At 36.1% G+C, this 19496-nt stretch carries 19 protein-coding genes (1 of these 19 only partly in view); 11 read left to right on the top strand and 8 right to left on the bottom strand.

The genetic code is table 11. The features are described 5' to 3' along the window. From gyrA to dnaA, 7 genes are all read right to left on the bottom strand, one after another. Nucleotides 1–1855, bottom strand: partial view of a DNA gyrase subunit A gene (gene gyrA, locus E2636_RS18075; protein ID WP_134211660.1) — the 5' portion only. Its footprint begins 695 nt before the window's first position; the window shows 1855 of its 2550 coding nt (coding positions 1–1855); it begins with the start codon at nucleotides 1853–1855; the stop codon falls past the left edge of the window. A gap of 27 nt (nucleotides 1856–1882) precedes the next feature. Further along, nucleotides 1883–3805, bottom strand: coding sequence for a DNA topoisomerase (ATP-hydrolyzing) subunit B (gene gyrB / locus E2636_RS18070; protein ID WP_134211659.1), 1923 nt, complete (start codon nucleotides 3803–3805; stop codon nucleotides 1883–1885). Nucleotides 3806–3841: 36 nt separating this feature from the next. Further along, the gene (locus E2636_RS18065; protein ID WP_243840792.1) at nucleotides 3842–4087 is read right to left on the bottom strand and encodes a hypothetical protein; all 246 of its coding nucleotides are present in this window, start codon (nucleotides 4085–4087) and stop codon (nucleotides 3842–3844) included. An 11-nt stretch (nucleotides 4088–4098) separates the two neighbouring features. Next, nucleotides 4099–5217: a DNA replication/repair protein RecF gene (gene recF, locus E2636_RS18060; RefSeq protein WP_134211657.1), complete on the bottom strand. Its 1119-nt coding sequence runs from the start codon at nucleotides 5215–5217 to the stop codon at nucleotides 4099–4101. Between the two features lies 1 nt (nucleotide 5218). Further along, nucleotides 5219–5446: a S4 domain-containing protein YaaA gene (gene yaaA / locus E2636_RS18055; RefSeq protein ID WP_134211656.1), complete on the bottom strand. Its 228-nt coding sequence runs from the start codon at nucleotides 5444–5446 to the stop codon at nucleotides 5219–5221. A gap of 107 nt (nucleotides 5447–5553) precedes the next feature. Next, nucleotides 5554–6690 carry a DNA polymerase III subunit beta gene (dnaN, locus tag E2636_RS18050; RefSeq protein WP_017378757.1) on the bottom strand — a complete coding sequence of 379 codons (1137 nt, stop codon included), beginning with the start codon at nucleotides 6688–6690 and terminating at the stop codon, nucleotides 5554–5556. Between the two features lie 167 nt (nucleotides 6691–6857). Continuing rightward, nucleotides 6858–8204: a chromosomal replication initiator protein DnaA gene (dnaA, locus tag E2636_RS18045; protein ID WP_134211655.1), complete on the bottom strand. Its 1347-nt coding sequence runs from the start codon at nucleotides 8202–8204 to the stop codon at nucleotides 6858–6860. 510 nt (nucleotides 8205–8714) lie between these two features. Between dnaA and rpmH the strand changes: the two genes are divergently transcribed. From rpmH to E2636_RS17990, 11 genes are all read left to right on the top strand, one after another. After that, the gene (gene rpmH / locus E2636_RS18040; RefSeq protein WP_081416043.1) at nucleotides 8715–8849 is read left to right on the top strand and encodes a 50S ribosomal protein L34; all 135 of its coding nucleotides are present in this window, start codon (nucleotides 8715–8717) and stop codon (nucleotides 8847–8849) included. A gap of 168 nt (nucleotides 8850–9017) precedes the next feature. Then, nucleotides 9018–9365 (top strand): ribonuclease P protein component, encoded by a 348-nt coding sequence (rnpA, locus tag E2636_RS18035; RefSeq protein ID WP_017378760.1) that lies wholly within the window; start codon nucleotides 9018–9020, stop codon nucleotides 9363–9365. Nucleotides 9366–9458: 93 nt separating this feature from the next. Then, on the top strand, nucleotides 9459–10205 hold the full coding sequence (gene yidC / locus E2636_RS18030; protein ID WP_407670299.1) for a membrane protein insertase YidC: 747 nt from the start codon (nucleotides 9459–9461) through the stop codon (nucleotides 10203–10205). Continuing rightward, nucleotides 10202–10945, top strand: a complete 744-nt coding sequence (jag, locus tag E2636_RS18025; protein ID WP_134211654.1) for an RNA-binding cell elongation regulator Jag/EloR — start codon at nucleotides 10202–10204, stop codon at nucleotides 10943–10945. The genes yidC and jag overlap by 4 nt, the downstream gene beginning before the upstream one ends. Before the next feature lie 168 nt (nucleotides 10946–11113). Further along, nucleotides 11114–12499, top strand: a complete 1386-nt coding sequence (mnmE, locus tag E2636_RS18020) for a tRNA uridine-5-carboxymethylaminomethyl(34) synthesis GTPase MnmE (protein ID WP_134211653.1) — start codon at nucleotides 11114–11116, stop codon at nucleotides 12497–12499. Nucleotides 12500–12651: 152 nt separating this feature from the next. Beyond that, nucleotides 12652–14541 carry a tRNA uridine-5-carboxymethylaminomethyl(34) synthesis enzyme MnmG gene (gene mnmG / locus E2636_RS18015; RefSeq protein ID WP_134211652.1) on the top strand — a complete coding sequence of 630 codons (1890 nt, stop codon included), beginning with the start codon at nucleotides 12652–12654 and terminating at the stop codon, nucleotides 14539–14541. 63 nt (nucleotides 14542–14604) lie between these two features. Beyond that, nucleotides 14605–15318 (top strand): 16S rRNA (guanine(527)-N(7))-methyltransferase RsmG, encoded by a 714-nt coding sequence (rsmG, locus tag E2636_RS18010; RefSeq protein ID WP_134211651.1) that lies wholly within the window; start codon nucleotides 14605–14607, stop codon nucleotides 15316–15318. 93 nt (nucleotides 15319–15411) lie between these two features. Then, on the top strand, nucleotides 15412–16275 hold the full coding sequence (gene noc / locus E2636_RS18005) for a nucleoid occlusion protein (RefSeq protein WP_134211650.1): 864 nt from the start codon (nucleotides 15412–15414) through the stop codon (nucleotides 16273–16275). A 230-nt stretch (nucleotides 16276–16505) separates the two neighbouring features. Beyond that, complete coding sequence (locus tag E2636_RS18000) at nucleotides 16506–17267, top strand: ParA family protein (RefSeq protein WP_017378767.1); 762 nt, start codon at nucleotides 16506–16508, stop codon at nucleotides 17265–17267. After that, nucleotides 17260–18099, top strand: a complete 840-nt coding sequence (locus E2636_RS17995) for a ParB/RepB/Spo0J family partition protein (protein WP_134211649.1) — start codon at nucleotides 17260–17262, stop codon at nucleotides 18097–18099. The genes E2636_RS18000 and E2636_RS17995 overlap by 8 nt, the downstream gene beginning before the upstream one ends. Before the next feature lie 71 nt (nucleotides 18100–18170). Then, nucleotides 18171–18902 carry a DUF554 domain-containing protein gene (locus tag E2636_RS17990; protein ID WP_134211648.1) on the top strand — a complete coding sequence of 244 codons (732 nt, stop codon included), beginning with the start codon at nucleotides 18171–18173 and terminating at the stop codon, nucleotides 18900–18902. On the opposite strand, the gene yyaC is transcribed toward E2636_RS17990, so the two are convergent. After that, nucleotides 18825–19433 carry a spore protease YyaC gene (gene yyaC / locus E2636_RS17985; protein WP_134211647.1) on the bottom strand — a complete coding sequence of 203 codons (609 nt, stop codon included), beginning with the start codon at nucleotides 19431–19433 and terminating at the stop codon, nucleotides 18825–18827. The two genes, E2636_RS17990 and yyaC, sit on opposite strands and share 78 nt — an antisense overlap. Nucleotides 19434–19496 lie beyond the last annotated feature (63 nt).

Here is a 19496-nt window from a genome sequence, read left to right as displayed (position 1 = left end):
TAAGCGTAGTGAAGATAAAGTATGCATCTGCTTCAAATGATGCCATTTGAATCATCGCCGTTACTTTTTCTTCTTTATTTACTCCAAGCAAGTTAACAATTGGTAAACCTTTAGCAGCACGACCATACTCTGGAATTTCATAGCCTTTTGCACGATATACTTTTCCTGTATTCGTAAAGAATAATATTGTATCATGCGTCGACGTATAGAGTAGATGCTCTACGAAGTCGTTTTCATTTGTACCCATTCCTTGCACACCACGTCCACCACGCTTTTGGCTTCGGTATGTATTAACTGGCAAACGTTTAATATATCCATTATGAGTTAACGTCAGTACTGAATTTTCGCGAGGAATTAAGTCTTCGTCTTCTAGCATTTCTGCACCACCAGCGGTGATTTCAGTTCGACGAGTGTCATTAAAGCGTTCTTTAATCTCATTTAACTCTTCACGAATAATTTGAATGACTTTATAATTATCTGCAAGAATTTCTTTCAAGTGTGCAATTAATTTTTGTAATTCTTGATACTCAGATTCAATTTTGTCACGTTCTAAACCAGTTAAACGTTGAAGTCTCATGTCGAGAATTGCTTGAGCTTGTCGCTCCGATAAATTGAATTGATCAATCAAACCATTTTTGGCTTCTTCACCTGTTTGTGAACTACGGATCAACGCAATGATTTGATCAATATGATCGAGTGCAATACGAAGACCTTCCAAAATGTGAGCACGGTGTTCTGCTTTAGTTAATTCAAACTGAGTACGACGTTTGATGACCACTTTTTGATGTTCTAAATAGTGATATAAAATCTCTTTCAAGCCAAGAATTTTTGGTTGACCATCAACAAGAGCCAACATATTAACGCCAAAGCTTGATTGAAGTGCAGTCTGTTTATATAAGTTATTTAATAAAACGTTTGAGTTTGTATCTTTACGAACTTCAATAACAACGCGCATCCCATTACGGTCAGACTCATCCCGAAGATCAGTAATACCATCAATCTTCTTATCACGCACTAGTTCAGCGATTTTTTCGATAAGACGAGCTTTATTCACTTGGTAAGGTAGTTCATGAATTAAAATGACTTCTTTACCATTCGACTTTTGTTCAATTTCAACTTTCCCTCGAATGATGACTGAACCTCTACCAGTTTCATAAGCACGACGAATACCACTGCGACCTAAAATAATACCACCAGTTGGGAAATCAGGACCTGGTATGATTTCCATTAGTTCTTCGGTAGTAATAGCTTCATTATCCGCAAGTGCTAATACTGCTTCTATTGTTTCACCTAAATGATGTGGAGGAATATTTGTTGCCATTCCAACAGCAATCCCTGAAGTACCGTTGACTAATAAGTTAGGGTAACGGCTTGGTAGAACAACAGGTTCTTGTTCTTGTCCATCATAATTTTCCTTGAAATCAATTGTATCTTTATTAATGTCTCGTAGTAGTTCCATAGCGATTTTTGACATACGCGATTCTGTATAACGCATGGCTGCTGCTGCATCACCATCTACCGAACCAAAGTTTCCGTGTCCATCAACTAACATGTAACGATAACTCCAGTGTTGAGCCATACGTACCATCGTGTCGTAAATGGAACTATCACCATGTGGATGGTACTTACCCATTGCATCTCCAACAATACGTGCTGATTTCTTATGTGGTTTGTCAGATGTATTTCCCATACCTTGCATCGCATATAAAATACGACGGTGAACAGGTTTCAACCCATCACGTACGTCTGGAAGTGCTCGTGAAACAATGACACTCATTGCATAGTCAAGAAATGATGTTTTAATTTCAGTGCTAATATTAATACCTTTGACGCCCTTATGCTCTAGTTCCGACATGCAAGCAACCTCCCTTCAATTGGCACATTATATATCTAGGTTTTTCACGTAAATTGCATTCTCTTCAATAAATTTACGACGGGGTTCTACTTCATCTCCCATTAACTGATCAAACGTTTGATCTGCATCAATTGCATCTTCTAAATTTACTTGTAGCAATGTTCGAACTGAAGGATCCATTGTCGTATCCCACAATTGAACTGCATCCATTTCTCCTAGACCTTTGTAACGCTGAATTCCTGGTTTCGGTTGTTTAGGAAGTCTTTCTAAAATTTCTTGAAGTTGTTTATCTGAATAACAATATTCGACCATTTTACCTTGTTTGATTTGGAATAAAGGAGGTTGTGCAATATATACGTAACCTGCCTCAATTAATGGACGCATAAAACGGAAAAAGAAAGTTAAAAGTAACGTACGAATATGTGCGCCATCAACATCGGCATCGGTCATAATAACGACTTTATGGTAACGGGCTTTTTCAAGTGTAAATTCTTCACCTATCCCTGTACCTAAGGCAGTAATCATGGCACGAATTTCTGTATTTCCTAAAATACGATCAAGTCGCGCTTTTTCGACATTTAAAATTTTCCCACGTAGTGGAAGAATTGCTTGGAAGTGACGGTCACGACCAGATTTTGCAGAACCACCTGCTGAGTCACCCTCAACAATATACAATTCACTATCTGCTGGAACTCGTGATGAACAGTCTGCTAATTTACCAGGTAAACTTGATATTTCTAAAGCTGATTTACGACGTGTGAACTCACGCGCTTTTTTCGCAGCAACACGAGCTCTCGCAGCCATCAAGCCTTTTTCAATTACTTTACGAGCAATGGTTGGATTCTCGAGCATAAAACGCTCGAAGCCCTCAGAAAACAAAGAATTTGTAATGGCACTAACTTCCGAGTTTCCTAATTTAGTTTTCGTTTGCCCTTCAAATTGTGGATCTGGATGTTTAATTGACACAATTGCTGTCAATCCTTCTCGCACATCATCACCTGATAAATTGGTATCTGCATCTTTTAACATATTATTTTTACGTCCATAATCATTAATTTCACGTGTTAATGCCGTTTTAAAGCCAGATTCGTGCGTTCCACCTTCATACGTATTTATGTTATTAGCAAATGAGAAAATACTTGTCGAATATCCACTGTTATACTGCATAGCGATCTCAATCGACACTCCGTCTTTTTCTCCTTCGACAAAAATCGGCTCATGAATAGGGTCTTTTGATTTGTTCAAGTGCTCAACATACGACTTAATACCACCTACAAAGTAGTATGTGTTTGTACGTAATTCTTCTTCTCGTTCATCAGTAATAATAATACGTAATCCTCGGTTTAAGTAAGCTAACTCACGTAAACGGTTAGCTAAAATATCATATTCATAAACAGTGGTTTCAGTAAAAATTTGTGGATCAGCTTTAAAACGAACAGTTGAACCGGTTTTGTCCGTTTCACCAACAACAGTTAATTCTTTTGTTACGGCTCCACGTCCAAATTTGATGTAATGAAGTTTTTGATCACGATGAACATATACTTCTGTTACTTCGGAAAGAGCGTTAACAACGGAAGAACCAACACCATGAAGACCGCCTGATACTTTGTATCCTCCACCACCAAATTTTCCACCTGCATGAAGGACAGTCATAATAACTTCGACTGCTGGGCGTCCCATTTTCTTTTCTATATCAACAGGAATCCCTCGACCATTATCATCCACTTTAATCCAATTATCTTTTTCTATTGTGACTGAAATTTCATCACAATATCCTGCTAAAGCTTCATCAATAGCATTATCTACAATTTCCCAAACAAGATGGTGAAGTCCTTTAGAACTTGTAGCGCCGATATACATACCAGGACGTTTCCGCACAGCTTCTAGACCTTCTAACACTTGTATTTGATCAGCATCATAAGATTTCAGTTCTTTTTCATTCATCGCCATTAAGCTCACCTGTTCTTTCCTACTGTATTCTCGCGATTATTTAAAAGGGATTGACCCTGAGATCAGATTAATTTTCTTCACGATGTTCTGCGGACTAAGTGGGGATGCATACGTTAGTAAAGGAGTGACAACTAGTGACTTTACACGTGGCTTTTCTACCAAAGATTGTGTTTGTGATTTTTGGAGCCACTCGTCACGTTCTTTTTCATCCTTTATCTCACGAAAATCTAATATCGTGAGGATTTCGCTGTACTTGACGACAACTAACTTGCCGATAACCACATACAAAACACTCACACTCCCTCATCAACATGTCCTTGCTTAACATTAAATATTTCTGCTTGTGTAATCGTTTCATGATTAATACCATCGACACTTGTTGTGGTAACAAATGTTTGAACTTCGCCTTGGATGGTATTTAATAAATGAGATTGCCTATAATCATCAAGTTCTGATAAAACATCATCTAACAACAACACTGGAGATTCCCCTACTTCTTGCTTGATTAATTCTATCTCTGCAAGTTTAAGTGACAGTGCGGTTGTTCGTTGTTGTCCCTGGGAACCATAAGTTTGTACATCATAGCCATTGACAAAAAACTGCACATCATCTCGATGAGGACCAGTTAAAGTCAAGCCTCTAGCTAACTCCTGAGTTTTACCAGATTGCAGTTTTTGTCGTAAATAATCAGCCATTTGGTCAAACGTTTTATCTTGATCAAGACCACTAACAGGATTATAACGAATTTCTAATTTCTCAAGACCACGGGATATACCGAAATGAATAGGTTCCGCCCATTTTTGAAGAAGTTCCATAAATTGAAATCTTTTACGAATAACACTTACAGCTGCTTGTATATATTGATCTGTATACACATCAAACATCACATCATTTAGATGTGATTTCCCTTGATGCATTTTTAATAAATGGTTACGTTGTTTTAATAACTTTTGAAAAGTAAGTAAATCATGTAAATAAACAGGGGATATTTGCCCGATTTCCATATCTAAAAAACGTCTTCTTATTTGAGGACTGCCTTTTACTAGGTTTAAATCTTCTGGTGCAAACATCACCACATTTAATTGGCCTATATAATCGCTTAAGCGGTTTTGTTCTAAATGATTCACTTTTGCTTTTTTGCCTTTTTTGGACAAAATTAATTCAAGCGGTAAGCGACCATACTTTTTATGAACATCACCTTTTATTTTACCATAATCTTCAGTCCAACGTATTAATTCTTTATCATTAGACGTGCGGTGAGATTTTGCCATAGAAAGCACATAAATCGATTCCATGATGTTCGTTTTTCCTTGTGCATTTTCACCAATTAGTACATTAATCGTTTTTGAAAATGTTAACGCTAACGATTCATAGTTACGGTAGTGCGTTAATTCAAGCCGTTCAATGTACATCTTATTGTCCGCTCGTTTGTTCCACAATACGGAATTGACCACATCTAGGTATGTTTATAACATCTCCGTTTCGAAGTTTGCGTCCACGTCGTTGATCGACTTCTCCATTAATAATTATTTCATTTTCAGATAAAAACCATTTCGCCATTCCACCTGAGCTGATAGCATCTGTCATTTTAAGCAATTGACCAAGTGTCACATATTCGGTGTTAATTTGAATATTTTTCAAGTTAATTACATCCTTCTTTTTTTAGTCTATCCCTATATTTTACTTCATTTTCCCTAAGAAGTAAAAAGGGTAGCCCAATAGTGGGCTACCCTTCAAATATTTAATTATTAATACGTACGAACTGGCAAAATTAATTGCAAAATTGAATCGTCATGAGCCGATTTTATTATGAATGGGCGCATTGCACCTGTAAATTGAACCATCACATCTTGTTCATCCACAGCTTTTAATGCATCCATCATATATTTCGCACTAAACGAAATTTTCAACTCTTCTCCTTCAATCGATGTCGCTTGAATTTCTTCTTCTACTTTCCCAACTTCAGGTGAGCTAGATGAAATTTCTACCACATTTCCTTCAAGTGAAGTAAAGCGAACGATATTATTACGTTCTTCACGAGCAAGCAATGATGCACGATCAATCGCTTGTAAAAGTGCTTTACCGTTTAAAGTTACCGTTGTCTTGTATTCATTTGGAATGAGGCGGGATGTATCTGGATAGTTGCCTTCTAACAAACGCGAATAAAATAATACATTCCCTGTTTTGAATAAAACTTGTTGCTGCGTCATAACAATATGAACAGGCTCTGACGAATCACCAATAATTTTACTCAATTCATTTAAGCTTTTCCCAGGAATAACAACACTGTATTCTCCTTCAGGAAGTTGTTCTAATACTGTTTTACGGCGAGCTAAACGATGACTATCTGTTGCTACACAAATTAACTCCCCATCACTTACTTTCCAGTGAACACCTGTTAATACTGGACGACTTTCAGAAGTTGATACAGCAAATACTGTTTCGCGAACAATGGATTTTAATAAATCAGCAGGAATAACAAACTGACGATCATCTTGAATCTCAGGAAGTAATGGATATTCAGATGCATCTAATCCAATTAAATGAAAACCAGACTTACCAGAACGAATATGTGTTTGATAATTGTCATTCACTTCAATTTCGACATCATTCGTTGGTAACTTACGTACAATTTCATTAAACATGCGAGCTTGCACGACAATTGAACCTTCTTCGATCACTCGAATAATTTGTTCTCCATTTTCTTCTGCTTTAATAAATGATTGAATCGTTATATCAGAATCACTACCTGTTAAATGTAATCCTTCTTCTGTAATTTCTAATTTAATTCCTGTCAATATAGGAATTGTCGTTTTTGAACTAACTGCTTTCATTACATCATTTAATCCATCTAATAACCGATCTCGCATGATTTCAAACTTCATCTCTTATACCTCGCTTATATATTTATTAATGTTTAAAAGATTAATAGAAGTAGTAATAGGGCCTGTGGATTTGTTGATAAGTCCAATTTATTTAATTATATCAATCTATCCACATGTTGATAACCTGTGTAAAAACTAGGTTGCGAAATTTGTAGTTATCCACAGCCCTAAGACTTACCTAATAGACTCTTAATTTGTTTTAGGTCTTGTTGAAGTGCTTGATCCTCTTTTAATAGAGTTGAAATTTTTTCGTGTGCATGAATAACTGTCGTGTGATCCCGTCCTCCAAATTCCTCACCAATCTTAGGTAATGAGAAATTAGTTAACTCACGTGATAAATACATAGCGATTTGTCTTGGAAATGCAATTGATTTAGTGCGTTTTTTCGCTTTAAAATCTTCTAATCGCATTTGGTAATGCTCGCCTACTGTTTTTTGAATATCCAAAATTGTAATCTTGCGAGGCTTTGCATTCGGCATAATATCTTTCAAAGCTTCAGCAGCCAGATCCGAATTCATATCTTTATTAACTAGAGAAGAATAAGCAACGACGCGGATTAAAGCTCCTTCTAGCTCACGTATATTTGAATCTATTTGATTGGCGATGTACATCATGACTTCATTTGGAATGTCCAAGCCATCTGCTTTAGCTTTTTTTTGTAATATCGCAATACGAGTCTCTAAGTCTGGAGGAGTAATGTCTGTTATTAAGCCCCATTCAAAACGAGAACGTAAACGATCTTCTAAAGTAGGAATTTCTTTTGGTGGTCTGTCACTGGAGATAACAATTTGTTTAGATTCCTCATGCAATGTATTAAATGTATGGAAAAATTCTTCTTGTGTCTGTTCTTTACCAGCTAAAAACTGAATATCATCTATTAGTAGTACATCTACACTACGGTATTTGTTGCGGAAATTAACCGTTTTATTATCTCGAATTGAATTAATAAATTCATTCGTAAATTTTTCAGAAGATAAATAAACTACTTTAGCATTTGGGTTATGTTCTTTAACGTAATGACCAATTGCATGCATTAAATGGGTTTTACCTAAACCTACGCCCCCATAGATAAACAGAGGATTATAGGCTTTTGCCGGTGCTTCAGCTACAGCAAGTGAAGCTGCGTGAGCAAAACGGTTGCCCGAGCCAATAACAAATGTGTCAAATGTATATTTTGAATTTAACATGCCAGGAGAAAACTCTGGTTGTTCATCATCTTTTATTCGAAGAGCTGGTTTAGGTAGTGTGAAATCCTCCATATTTTGTTCTTTTGGTACAACAAATTTAATGGATAAGCCTTCCCCAGTTAATTCCGTTAATATACCAGCGATTAAATGGACATAATGCGTATCAAGCCAATCCCGTGCAAATGAGTTTGGAGCAGCAATTGTCACAGCATCTCCTTTATACGTCAGCATTTTTGTGGATTTGAGCCACGTTTCAAAGCTAGGTTTAGAGATTTTTCGCTCCACTTGAGCAAGAACTCTTGACCATAGTTCTTCTAAATGTTCCAAAAAAGTACCTCCGTTTCAAAAAAATTTTATCGACTATCTTACACATCATATGTATAGTCATGCACAAAACCACAAGTTGTGGATAAAGGTTAATAAGACCCTTGGGATAAGCTATCCACATATTATCAACAGTTGTGGATAACAATAGATCCTCATTTTCGGTTTTGAAGAGTAAAACACAAACATCGTATCAAAAATAATGAGAAATTACAAGAGGTCATGATGGTTATCCACAAAATGAATATTCATGCACATCCAAGTTGTCCACAACCAGTTAATTTGTGAAAAACCTGTAGATAAGGGTTGTGGATAGAAAAAATACTCGAAAATGGTTATCCACAAGGCTATGTGTAAAAATATCATATATGTGGACAACTACAAACCAAAGAGAAACCACTTGAACAACATCATATTTTGAAATGCTCTTGACATTTAGGGGTCAAACTATATATAATATCCATGACTGTCTAACATAAAACGACTTTCAATTTTTCAGGAGGTGTCACATAGATGAAACGCACATACCAACCAAATAAACGTAAACACAGTAAAGTTCACGGATTCCGTGCTCGTATGAGTTCTAAGAACGGCCGTCGCGTATTAGCAGCACGTCGTCGTAAAGGAAGAAAAGTATTATCAGCTTAAGTCCACTGATCGCATCAGTGGTCTTTTTTTCTTTACTTATATGAAGTGAGTCATTTCATTAAGAAAAAATCGTTGTACGAAAACAACATTTAACATCGACGAAGGCAAAAGCTTAGTAAGATGTATAATCTGTCTTTAAAGAATGCGTGAAGGTAGAGTAGGTGAACCGTGAATAAACGTCAACGTGTAAAGAAAAATGGAGAGTTTCAAAAAATATTTAAACGCGGTAAATCCTTTGCGAATCGCCAGTTTGTCGTATACCTTTTACCAAAAGAGGGACAACAGGAGTTTCGTATCGGCTTATCGGTGAGTAAAAAAGTCGGAAATGCAGTCGTCCGAAACCGAATTAAACGTTATATAAGACAATCTTTCTTGGAACTGAAGGATGAAATTAATCAAAATATGGATTATGTCATTATCGCCAGAAATCAGGCGGCCAGCTTAGATTTTCACGAATCTAAGAAAAGTTTGCAGCATGTGCTAAAAGTCGCTAAAGTAATTAAAAAGATTAATTAAGGTAGAACCATGAAGTTTTAGGACTTTATATAGAAGTAATGGAATGTTTATTTAGGGGGAAGAAGGGTGAACAAACGCTTATTTATTATCCTCATGCTTATTTCTGTCACTCTATTACTTAGTGGATGTACAGAATTTAATCAGCCAATATATGAGGACAGTGAAGGATTTTGGAATGAATTTATTGTTTGGCCTCTTGTTGCCTTTATTACAATGTTTAAGGATTTACTCGGCACTTACGGATTAGGTATTGTTCTAGTGACGATAATTATCCGCTTAGCAATTCTTCCTTTAATGATTAAGCAAACTAAGAGTGCAAAAAAAATGCAAGAAGTTCAACCCGAACTTGCTAAACTCAAGTTGAAATATAGTTCTAAAGATGGCGCTACGCAACAGAAGTATCAACAAGAAATGATGGCAATGTTTAAAGATAAAGGTGTGAATCCAGCTGCTGGTTGTTTACCTGTAGTGATTCAAATGCCAATCTTAATTGGTTTTTATCATGCGATTAGTCGGATGAATTCAACGCCAGAAATTAACTTAGGTAGTATGTTATGGTTCCCACTTGCAGAACCAAGTATAATTCTTGCAGTTTTAGCGGGTATTATGCAGTTCTTGGTACTACGTACTGGACCAGCAATGGATAACCCTCAAATGAAATTGATGATGTATTTCATGCCATTTATGATTGTTGGATTCGGTATTTTCTTACCATCAGCGCTAACACTTTATTGGGTAATCGGAAATATTATTTCTTTCATGCAAAATATGGTCATTTATAAACCATGGGAAAAAAAATCTGTGCTTGAACCTGCTAAAGTTGGAGGGGCTAAAAAGTGAATCAGATTACGCAAACGGGTACGACAACTGAAAAAGCGATATCTGCAGCATTAACTAAGCTTGGGACAACTAGAGATCAAGTCACTATAAATGTATTATCTGAAGGTAAAAAAGGGTTTTTAGGATTTGGTTCGAAACCTGCAGAAGTGCAAGTTTCGGTAAATGATGTACAATCCACTGTTCAAGTGGATGAAGTCGTCTTGGCTGAACCTGTGAAAGAACCATTTGTAGAAGTAATAGCACCCATTCAAGAAAAAATCGTTTTAGAAAGCATCCAGTCTAACCAAGGTATGGCTGTAGATGAAACAAAAACGTATATACAACTTATCGCGAAAGAAATGAAAATAGACGATTTATTAATTCTTACGGAGCAAGACGGCAAATACGTAACACTTCGTTTGGAAAGTAAAAAAGCTGCTTTATTAATTGGAAAACGCGGTCAAACATTAAATGCATTACAGCAATTGTCTCAACTAGTTGCGAATAAATATGCTAACCAATTTTTAATGATTAAACTCGATGTAGAAAACTACCGCGAGCGTCGTCAAGAATCATTGGAACAATTAGCAGATCGTATGGCGGATAAAGCCATTCGAACAGGTAATAAAGTTGAGTTTGAACCAATGCCTTCTTATGAACGAAAAGTTATACACAATGCCCTATCACATCGTTTAAATATTGAAACGGTATCAGTAGGGACAGACCCAAATCGTTATCTAGTTATTGAACCTTTAAAGTAATGATAAGCGGACCTTCACGTCATATGACGAAAGGTCTGTTTTTTTATGGTTATAAATGACGTCTAGTACTTTTGATTTTAGTGATTTTATGCTATTGTTATACGTTAGAGAATCATAACTGTAATTAGTTATCCACATGTGGATAAAATAGATAGGAGGTGGACGATCATGGAATTCGATACTATTGCTGCGATATCCACACCTATGGGTGAAGGAGCAATTGCAATTGTACGTTTAAGTGGATCCCAAGCAGTCTCAATAGCTGATCAAATTTTTCGTTCGCCAGGAGAAAAAAAAATAAATGAACAATTGTCTCACACCATCCATTATGGACATCTAATAGAACCTAAAACAGGTGATGTTGTAGAAGAGGTCATGCTGTCTCTAATGAAAGGTCCGAAAACTTTTACTAGAGAAGACGTCGTTGAGATAAATTGTCATGGAGGTATCGTGAGTGTCAATCATGTACTACAACTAGTACTGAGACACGGAGCTAGGCTAGCAGAGCCTGGGGAATTTACTAAACGTGCTTTTTTAAATGGCCGAATTGACTTATCTCAAGCAGAAGCTGTTATGGATTTAATTCGTGCAAAAACAGATCGAGCGATGAATGTAGCGCTAGGTCAAATGGACGGAAAATTATCACGATTAATTGCCAGCTTGCGACAAGCATTGTTAGAAATATTAGCGCAAGTTGAAGTCAACATAGATTATCCAGAATACGATGATGTAGAAGAAATGACGCTACCAATGATTATTGAGAAATCAACTTGGGTTAAACATGAGATCGAAGGATTATTGCAAACATCATCGCAGGGGAAAATATTAAGAGAAGGCTTAGCTACAGTTATTATAGGTAGACCAAATGTAGGGAAGTCATCACTTTTAAATAGTTTGGTACAAGAAAATAAAGCAATCGTAACCGAAGTAGCTGGGACGACACGAGATATTATTGAAGAATATGTGAATGTCCGAGGTGTTCCACTAAAATTGGTAGACACAGCAGGTATTCGTGAAACAGAGGACATCGTTGAACGAATTGGTGTAGAACGCTCAAGACAAGTGCTTAAACAAGCCGATTTGATCTTGTTAGTACTAAACCATTCGGACGAGCTAACATCTGAGGATGAACGTTTATTTGAAGCAATTGATGGGATGGATTTTATTGTCGTTATTAATAAAACCGATTTACCCAAGAAAATTGATAGTCAACGTGTTGAAGAACTAGCAGGTAACCGAAAAATTATTACCATCTCCTTATTAAAAGAAGAAGGTGTGGACCAATTAGAAGAAGCAATTGCTTCATTATTTTTTGAAGGCTCACTTGAAAGTGCTGATTTGACATATGTTTCTAATGCTCGACACATTGCGTTGTTACACCAAGCAAAACAAACTATTGAAGATGCTATAGATGCAGCACATGGTGCTGTACCAATCGATATGATTCAAATTGATGTAACAAGAACATGGGAAATACTAGGTGAAATAACAGGGGATACAGTCGAAGAAAGTTTACTTGATCAACTGTTCTCCCAATTTTGTTTAGGTAAGTAAGCGAAGCGACGTAGACTAAGTTCGCCGTCCTTGTGGCAAAACCTTCATGACTCACTTCTTGTGGCCCCAAGCAGAAGAGACACCATGGAATGTATCCGACTCTGATGCGCTTATAGATAGACAATATTTTAAGAAGAAAGGAATGATCGAACATGCAAAATTTTGAAGCAGGCTCGTTCGATGTGATTGTTATCGGAGCAGGACATGCCGGAGCTGAAGCAGCTTTAGCAGCGGCTGGTATGGGTGCGAAAACACTTGTTCTAACAATCAATTTAGACATGATTGCCTTTATGCCGTGTAACCCGTCTATCGGAGGTCCAGCCAAAGGAATTGTTGTCCGTGAAATTGATGCTTTAGGTGGCGTTATGGGAAGAGTAATCGACAAAACTCACATTCAAATGAGAATGTTAAATACAGGTAAAGGCCCCGCAGTGCGTGCCTTACGTGCGCAGGCTGATAAAGTGTTATACCAAGCAGAAATGAAACGTTTAATGGAAGAACAAGATAATTTGTCTATTCATCAAGCAATGGTTGAACATTTAATTGTTGAAGACAACGAAATTAAAGGCGTTATTACGCAAGTTGGTGCTATTTACCGAGCATCTACAGTTATTGTAACGACAGGAACATTTTTAAGAGGTGAAATTATTATTGGAAACTTGAAATATTCAAGTGGTCCTAATAACCAACAACCTTCATTAAAATTAGCAGACAATCTTCGGGATTTAGGTTTTGATTTAGTTCGATTTAAAACTGGAACGCCTCCACGCGTAAATAGTAAAACAATTGATTACAGCAAAACAGAAATTCAACCAGGAGACGACGTTCCTCGAGCTTTTAGTTATGAAACATCTGAATTTATTACGGATCAATTACCATGTTGGTTAACATATACCAATGAACGTACACATCAAGTGATTGATGAAAACTTACATTTATCACCAATGTATTCAGGAATGATTAAAGGAACTGGTCCACGTTACTGTCCATCTATTGAAGACAAAGTAGTACGTTTTAATGACAAACCTCGTCATCAAATTTTCTTAGAGCCAGAAGGACGCAATACACGCGAAGTCTATGTTCAAGGACTTTCAACAAGCTTACCTGAACATGTTCAACGCAAATTGCTTGAAAGTATTCCAGGCTTAGAGAAAGCAGAAATGATGCGAGCTGGATATGCGATTGAGTATGATGCTATGGTTCCAACTCAATTATGGCCAACACTAGAAACGAAAAAAATTCATAATTTATATACAGCTGGTCAAATTAACGGTACATCTGGTTATGAAGAAGCAGCTGGGCAAGGGTTAATGGCGGGTATGAATGCCGCTGCTCGTGCTTTAAATAAAAAAGAAATTATTTTAAGCCGTTCAGATGCATATATCGGTGTGTTAATTGATGACTTAGTTACAAAAGGTACGAATGAACCATATCGTTTGCTTACATCACGAGCAGAATATCGTCTGTTGCTAAGACATGATAATGCCGACTTGAGACTTACTGAAATCGGCTTTAATGCAGGACTAATTTCACACGAGCGTTACGAGCGTTTTATTGCGAAAAAGAATTTAATCGAGGAAGAAATCGCTCGATTACGTAAAACTATCATAAAACCAAACGAAGAAACGCAAAATACCATTCTTTTAAAAGGAGGAACTGAACTAAAAGATGGCATTAAAGGACAAGATTTACTAAAACGTCCTGAAATGACGTATGATGATATTGCGAAGTTGTCACCTTCACCAATCGAATTAACAGATGAGATGAAAGAACAAATAGAGATACAAATTAAATATGAAGGCTACATTGTAAAAGCACTTCAACAAGTAGAAAAATTAAAGAAAATGGAAGATAAAAAAATTCCTGATCAAATTGACTACGCTGCTATTTCTGGTATTGCGACTGAAGCCAAGCAAAGATTGAAAGAAGTTAGACCTTTGTCAATTGCGCAAGCATCCAGAATTTCTGGTGTAAACCCTGCAGACATTTCCATCTTACTGGTGTATATTGAACAAGGTAGAATAGCGAAAATATCCGGATGACTATAAAAGTGGTTATAAGCTAATTTGAGCATATAGGCACTCTTCATAGGGAAGGGGTCCAATATGAACCAAGAACAATTTGTTGAAGCACTTAAAGAAAAAGGAATCAATTTAAATAGTCAACAACTTCAACAATTTAATAAATATTTTGAACTACTTGTTGAGTGGAATGAAAAAATGAACTTAACAGCAATAACGGATCAGCCATCTGTTTACTTAAAACATTTTTATGATTCGATAAGCATTGCTTTTTATGTTGATTTTTCAAAAGGTCAATCAATTTGTGATGTAGGAGCAGGAGCAGGATTTCCAAGTATTCCATTGAAAATTTGCTTCCCAGAACTTCATGTTACAATTGTAGATTCACTAAATAAAAGAATTCAATTTCTGACACATTTAAGTGAACAATTGGGACTTTCAAATGTTCAGTTTGTTCATGCTAGAGCAGAAGAATTTGGGCAAAACCCGATTTATCGGGAACAATATGATATTGTGACAGCGCGCGCAGTGGCAAGGCTAACAGTACTATCGGAACTATGTATTCCATTAGTAAAAAAAGGTGGTCTTTTTGTAGCAATGAAAGCTGCAGCTGCACAAGATGAACTTAGCGATGCACAAAAAGCGTTAACTATCTTGGGTGCAGAAAAAACTCAAGAATATTCTTTCACACTCCCTGTTGAAAATAGTGAAAGATCATTATTTGTTTTTAATAAAGTGAAAAGCACCCCTAAAAAATATCCAAGAAAACCTGGTGTTCCAAATAAAACTCCATTGTAAATATTGTGTTTCACGTGAAACATGAATAAAGGTTTGAAAACATTTGTATCGAATAAGTACAAGTAGTGAGTTCTTAAAGGTGGTGCCTAGGGGATGAAAAGTCCTTTTTCTCGTTTTTTTGGAAGCAGCGAAAAAGAGACAGCTGCTACAAAGCAAACAGCCGATCAATATGAAGAAGTGTTACAAATTCCTTTAAAGTCAATTGTTCCGAATCGTTTTCAACCTCGGACTGTTTTTGATGAGTCTAAACTTGATGAATTAGCCCGTACAATTCATACTCATGGTGTCATTCAACCTATTGTCGTACGTAAAATTGAAGATGGTCTTTATGAAATTATTGCTGGAGAACGTCGTTTCCGTGCAATGACAAAACTTGAATGGGAACTAGTTCCGGCTATTGTTCGTAATTTGAGTGATAAAGAAACAGCATCAGTTGCTTTAATTGAAAATTTACAACGTGAAGAGTTAACGGCAATTGAAGAGGCATTAGCTTATCAAAAATTATTAGAACTACATGAACTTACGCAAGAAGCATTAGCGCAACGTTTAGGGAAGGGACAATCAACCGTTGCCAATAAAATAAGGCTTCTAAAACTACCACAAACAATTCAAAATGGTATTTTAAAACGTGAAATCTCTGAACGACATGCCCGAGCGTTGATGCCTATTAAAGATGAAGAAAAACAAATCGCCCTATTTAATGAAACTATAGCGCAACATTACAATGTTAAGCAGCTTGAAAAGAAAGTCGATGAATTTTTAAATCCACCTGAAGCCGAAGCCAAAAAAGAAAAACCAAAGAGAAAAACGGTTAGTCTTGATGTGAGAATTGCACTAAATACACTTAGACAGTCATTTGCAATGGTAGCAAAAACGGGGATTAAGATGGAAACTGAAGAAGAAGAATTAGAAGATTACTATCAAATTACTTTAAAAATTCCTAAAAAGAAATCATGATATTTAACTCTTGCTGTGAAATTGGCAAGAGTTTTTTATTATGTAATCAGAATATAATGCTTTTTTATTTAAAATTTTGTTAGAATGAAAAGATAAGCGAAAAATTCTACTCGAAACCGACTAATTGTTGTTATATTTGAGAAGATAAACCGTTTTTAAATCATATTGTGAAAAGAAGGTTCGAACATTCCTTCTAAACTAGATTTGATTAGATGAGAGTAGGTGCAAGCTTGGGTAGAATCATTGCGATCGCCAACCAAAAAGGCGGCGTAGGTAAAACGACAACATCTGTAAGTTTAAGCGCATGCCTTGCGTATTTAGGCAAGAAAGTATTGCTTATGGATATAGATCCCCAAGGTAATGCAACAAGTGGTGCTGGCGTAAATAAAGGTGATGTACACCAATGTATTTATGACGTATTAATAGATGATATAGATATAAAAAAAGTTATTTTAGAAACTAAAGTTGAAAATTTATATTTAGTTCCTGCTACTATTTCTTTAGCGGGTGCTGAAATTGAACTGGTTACAACCATTTCACGAGAAGTTCGATTAAAACGCGCCCTTCAAGAAGTGAAAGAAGAATATGATTATATTATTATTGATTGTCCTCCATCACTTGGATTGTTAACAATTAATGCATTAACTGCTTCTGATGCCATAATAATTCCTGTTCAATGTGAGTATTATGCATTAGAAGGATTAAGCCAATTATTAAGTACAATTCGTTTAGTTCAAAAACACTTAAATAACCAACTTCAAATTGATGGAGTGTTATTAACAATGTTTGATGCTCGAACAAACTTAGGTGTTCAAGTAATTCAAGAAGTAAAAAAATACTTCCAGGATAAAGTGTATAAAGCAATTATTCCTCGCAATGTAAGATTAAGCGAGGCACCAAGTCATGGAGAACCAATTATTATTTACGATCCAAAATCTCGGGGTGCAGAAGTATATCTAGATTTGGCGAGGGAAGTGATACGAAATGTCTAAAGGTTTGGGGAAAGGTATTAACGCATTATTTCCTGGGGAATCAATTAATCAAATGGAAACTGTTGAAAAAATTTCTGTAAAAGAAATTAAAGTAAACCCTTTTCAACCTCGGAAAATTTTCGATGAAGCTGCTCTTGCAGAACTATCTCAATCTATTAAAGAACATGGTGTCCTTCAGCCAATCATAGTAAGAAAAAAAGGGAAATTATATGAAATCGTTGTAGGTGAACGTCGTTTTAGAGCTTCTAAGTTGGCAGGATTAAGTGAAATACCTGCTGTTATTCGAGGATTTTCCGATCAACAAATGATGGAAATTGCTATACTAGAAAACCTGCAACGGGAAGATTTAACACCAATTGAAGAAGCGGATGCATATCAGAATCTTATAGAAAAACTAAATTTCACACAAGAACAACTGGCGTTTCGTTTAGGGAAAAGTCGTCCTCACATCTCCAATCATATTCGTTTATTATCTTTACCAGAAGAGGTTAGAGAGCAGATTTCTTCAAATAAAATTTCAATGGGACACGGTCGTGCATTGCTTGGATTAAAGCGTAAGAAACTGATTCCTTCTATTTCTGAAAAAGTAATAAAAGAGAACTTAAATGTTCGTCAACTTGAGTCTCTCGTTCAGCGATTGAATTTAGATGTTTCACGTGAAACATCTAAATTGCCGAATAAAGATATTTTTATAGAAGAAAAAGAATCTCAACTACGCGAATACTTTGGAACGACTGTATCCATTAAGAAATCAAAGAATAAAGGGAAAATAGAGATTGAGTTTTTTTCTGAAGAGGATTTAGAACGAATTTTAGAATTATTAGAAGATTAAATTATTTATCCCCTTAAAGGATTATTCTTTGAGGGGATAAATTCTATTTTGGATGAAATGAGGAATCACTTATGGTGTTATTGGGGACATTGATTAATGCGCTTCTCATAATTGTTGGGACAATCATAGGAAGATTGTTAAAAAATATTCCTGAAAATATGAAGCAAACAGTGATGTATGCTATTGGACTTGCTGTAACTGTAATTGGGCTTCAAATGGGATTTGAAAGTGGTTATTTTTTAATCGTCATTATCAGTTTAGTGTTTGGCGCAGTGATTGGTGAGTGGATTGATTTAGATGGCAAACTTAATAGATTCGGTCACTGGTTAGAATCAAAAGTTGGAAAGAATAAAAAAGGTGAAAATATTAGTATTGCACAGGGGTTCGTATCTGCTACATTAATTTTTGTCATTGGGTCCATGGCTGTTATTGGATCACTCGATAGTGGGTTACGTAATGACCATGATTTATTAATTGTAAAAGGTTTAATCGATGGATTCACATCAATTATTTTAGCGACAACGCTTGGTATTGGTGTTCTTTTATCTGCAGTTCCAGTCGTTTTGTATCAAGGGACAATTGCCCTTTTTGCTACTCAAATTAGTCGATTCATTCCTGATCAAGCACTTGAATTATTTATTCAAGAAATGACAGCAACTGGTGGTATCATGATTGTTGCCATTGGTTTAAATATGATTGGTTTGACTAAAATAAGAGTAGCTAACTTATTGCCAGGCATTATGGTTGTAGCTATCGTCGTGACGATTGTTTACCAATTTCAGTTGGTGTCGTTGCCAAGCTAGTAAAAGTGCGCGAGATAGAACTTTCCCCATATCATAAGGCAATTGTAGTCGGGTGTTTTGTAAAACGCTATATTCTTGAAAACCACCAACATTTACAATGCCTTTAATTGAAAGATCACCAACAGGTGGCAATTCTTTTTTAACCGCTTTGCCTGGAAAAAGAGGACCTTTTTCAATAACAATATGACCAATTTTCTCAACTCTTCCTAAGCAAGCATCTATTGCAACTACATAAGGTTTTAATGTTCTCGCTTGAAGTGACTCTATAGTTTGATGTAAATTCAAAGCGTGTAGAGGTTGTTGTAATGTACCGATAACTTCATAAGGGAATTCAGGGTGTTCTCTAAGCCAAGTGCCGATCAGCGGACCTAAAGCGTCCCCTGTGGATCTATCCGTTCCAATGCAACAAAAAGTGAGATGCGTTTTTTCGAACGGAATAAGTTGTACAAAAAGGGAGCTCAAGCGCCAGGTAACGCCTAAATCCTGATAGGAAAAGTCTTCTGATTGTAAACGAGTCGAATGTACAAACATGTAATAATCTCACTTTCTTTTTTCGTAGTATACGTTTTAGAAACGGAATTTATTCAAAAAGGT

This window comes from Paenisporosarcina antarctica, from assembly GCF_004367585.1.
In the GTDB taxonomy this organism is placed as follows: Bacteria; Bacillota; Bacilli; order Bacillales_A; family Planococcaceae; genus Paenisporosarcina; species Paenisporosarcina antarctica.
Note: the sequence above shows the minus strand (reverse complement) of the source record. Positions and strands in the feature narration are given on the sequence as shown.

Bases quoted from the DNA above. Each gene is read 5' to 3' on its own strand.
- gyrB (WP_134211659.1), bottom strand. From the start codon at position 3,805: ATGGCGATGAATGAAAAAGAACTGAAATCTTATGATGCTGATCAAATA.
- recF (WP_134211657.1), bottom strand. From the start codon at position 5,217: ATGTACATTGAACGGCTTGAATTAACGCACTACCGTAACTATGAATCG.
- dnaN (WP_017378757.1), bottom strand. From the start codon at position 6,690: ATGAAGTTTGAAATCATGCGAGATCGGTTATTAGATGGATTAAATGAT.
- rpmH (WP_081416043.1), top strand. From the start codon at position 8,715: ATGAAACGCACATACCAACCAAATAAACGTAAACACAGTAAAGTTCAC.
- yidC (WP_407670299.1), top strand. From the start codon at position 9,459: ATGCTTATTTCTGTCACTCTATTACTTAGTGGATGTACAGAATTTAAT.
- mnmE (WP_134211653.1), top strand. From the start codon at position 11,114: ATGGAATTCGATACTATTGCTGCGATATCCACACCTATGGGTGAAGGA.
- mnmG (WP_134211652.1), top strand. From the start codon at position 12,652: ATGCAAAATTTTGAAGCAGGCTCGTTCGATGTGATTGTTATCGGAGCA.
- rsmG (WP_134211651.1), top strand. From the start codon at position 14,605: ATGAACCAAGAACAATTTGTTGAAGCACTTAAAGAAAAAGGAATCAAT.
- noc (WP_134211650.1), top strand. From the start codon at position 15,412: ATGAAAAGTCCTTTTTCTCGTTTTTTTGGAAGCAGCGAAAAAGAGACA.
- E2636_RS17995 (WP_134211649.1), top strand. From the start codon at position 17,260: ATGTCTAAAGGTTTGGGGAAAGGTATTAACGCATTATTTCCTGGGGAA.
- E2636_RS17990 (WP_134211648.1), top strand. From the start codon at position 18,171: ATGGTGTTATTGGGGACATTGATTAATGCGCTTCTCATAATTGTTGGG.
- yyaC (WP_134211647.1), bottom strand. From the start codon at position 19,433: ATGTTTGTACATTCGACTCGTTTACAATCAGAAGACTTTTCCTATCAG.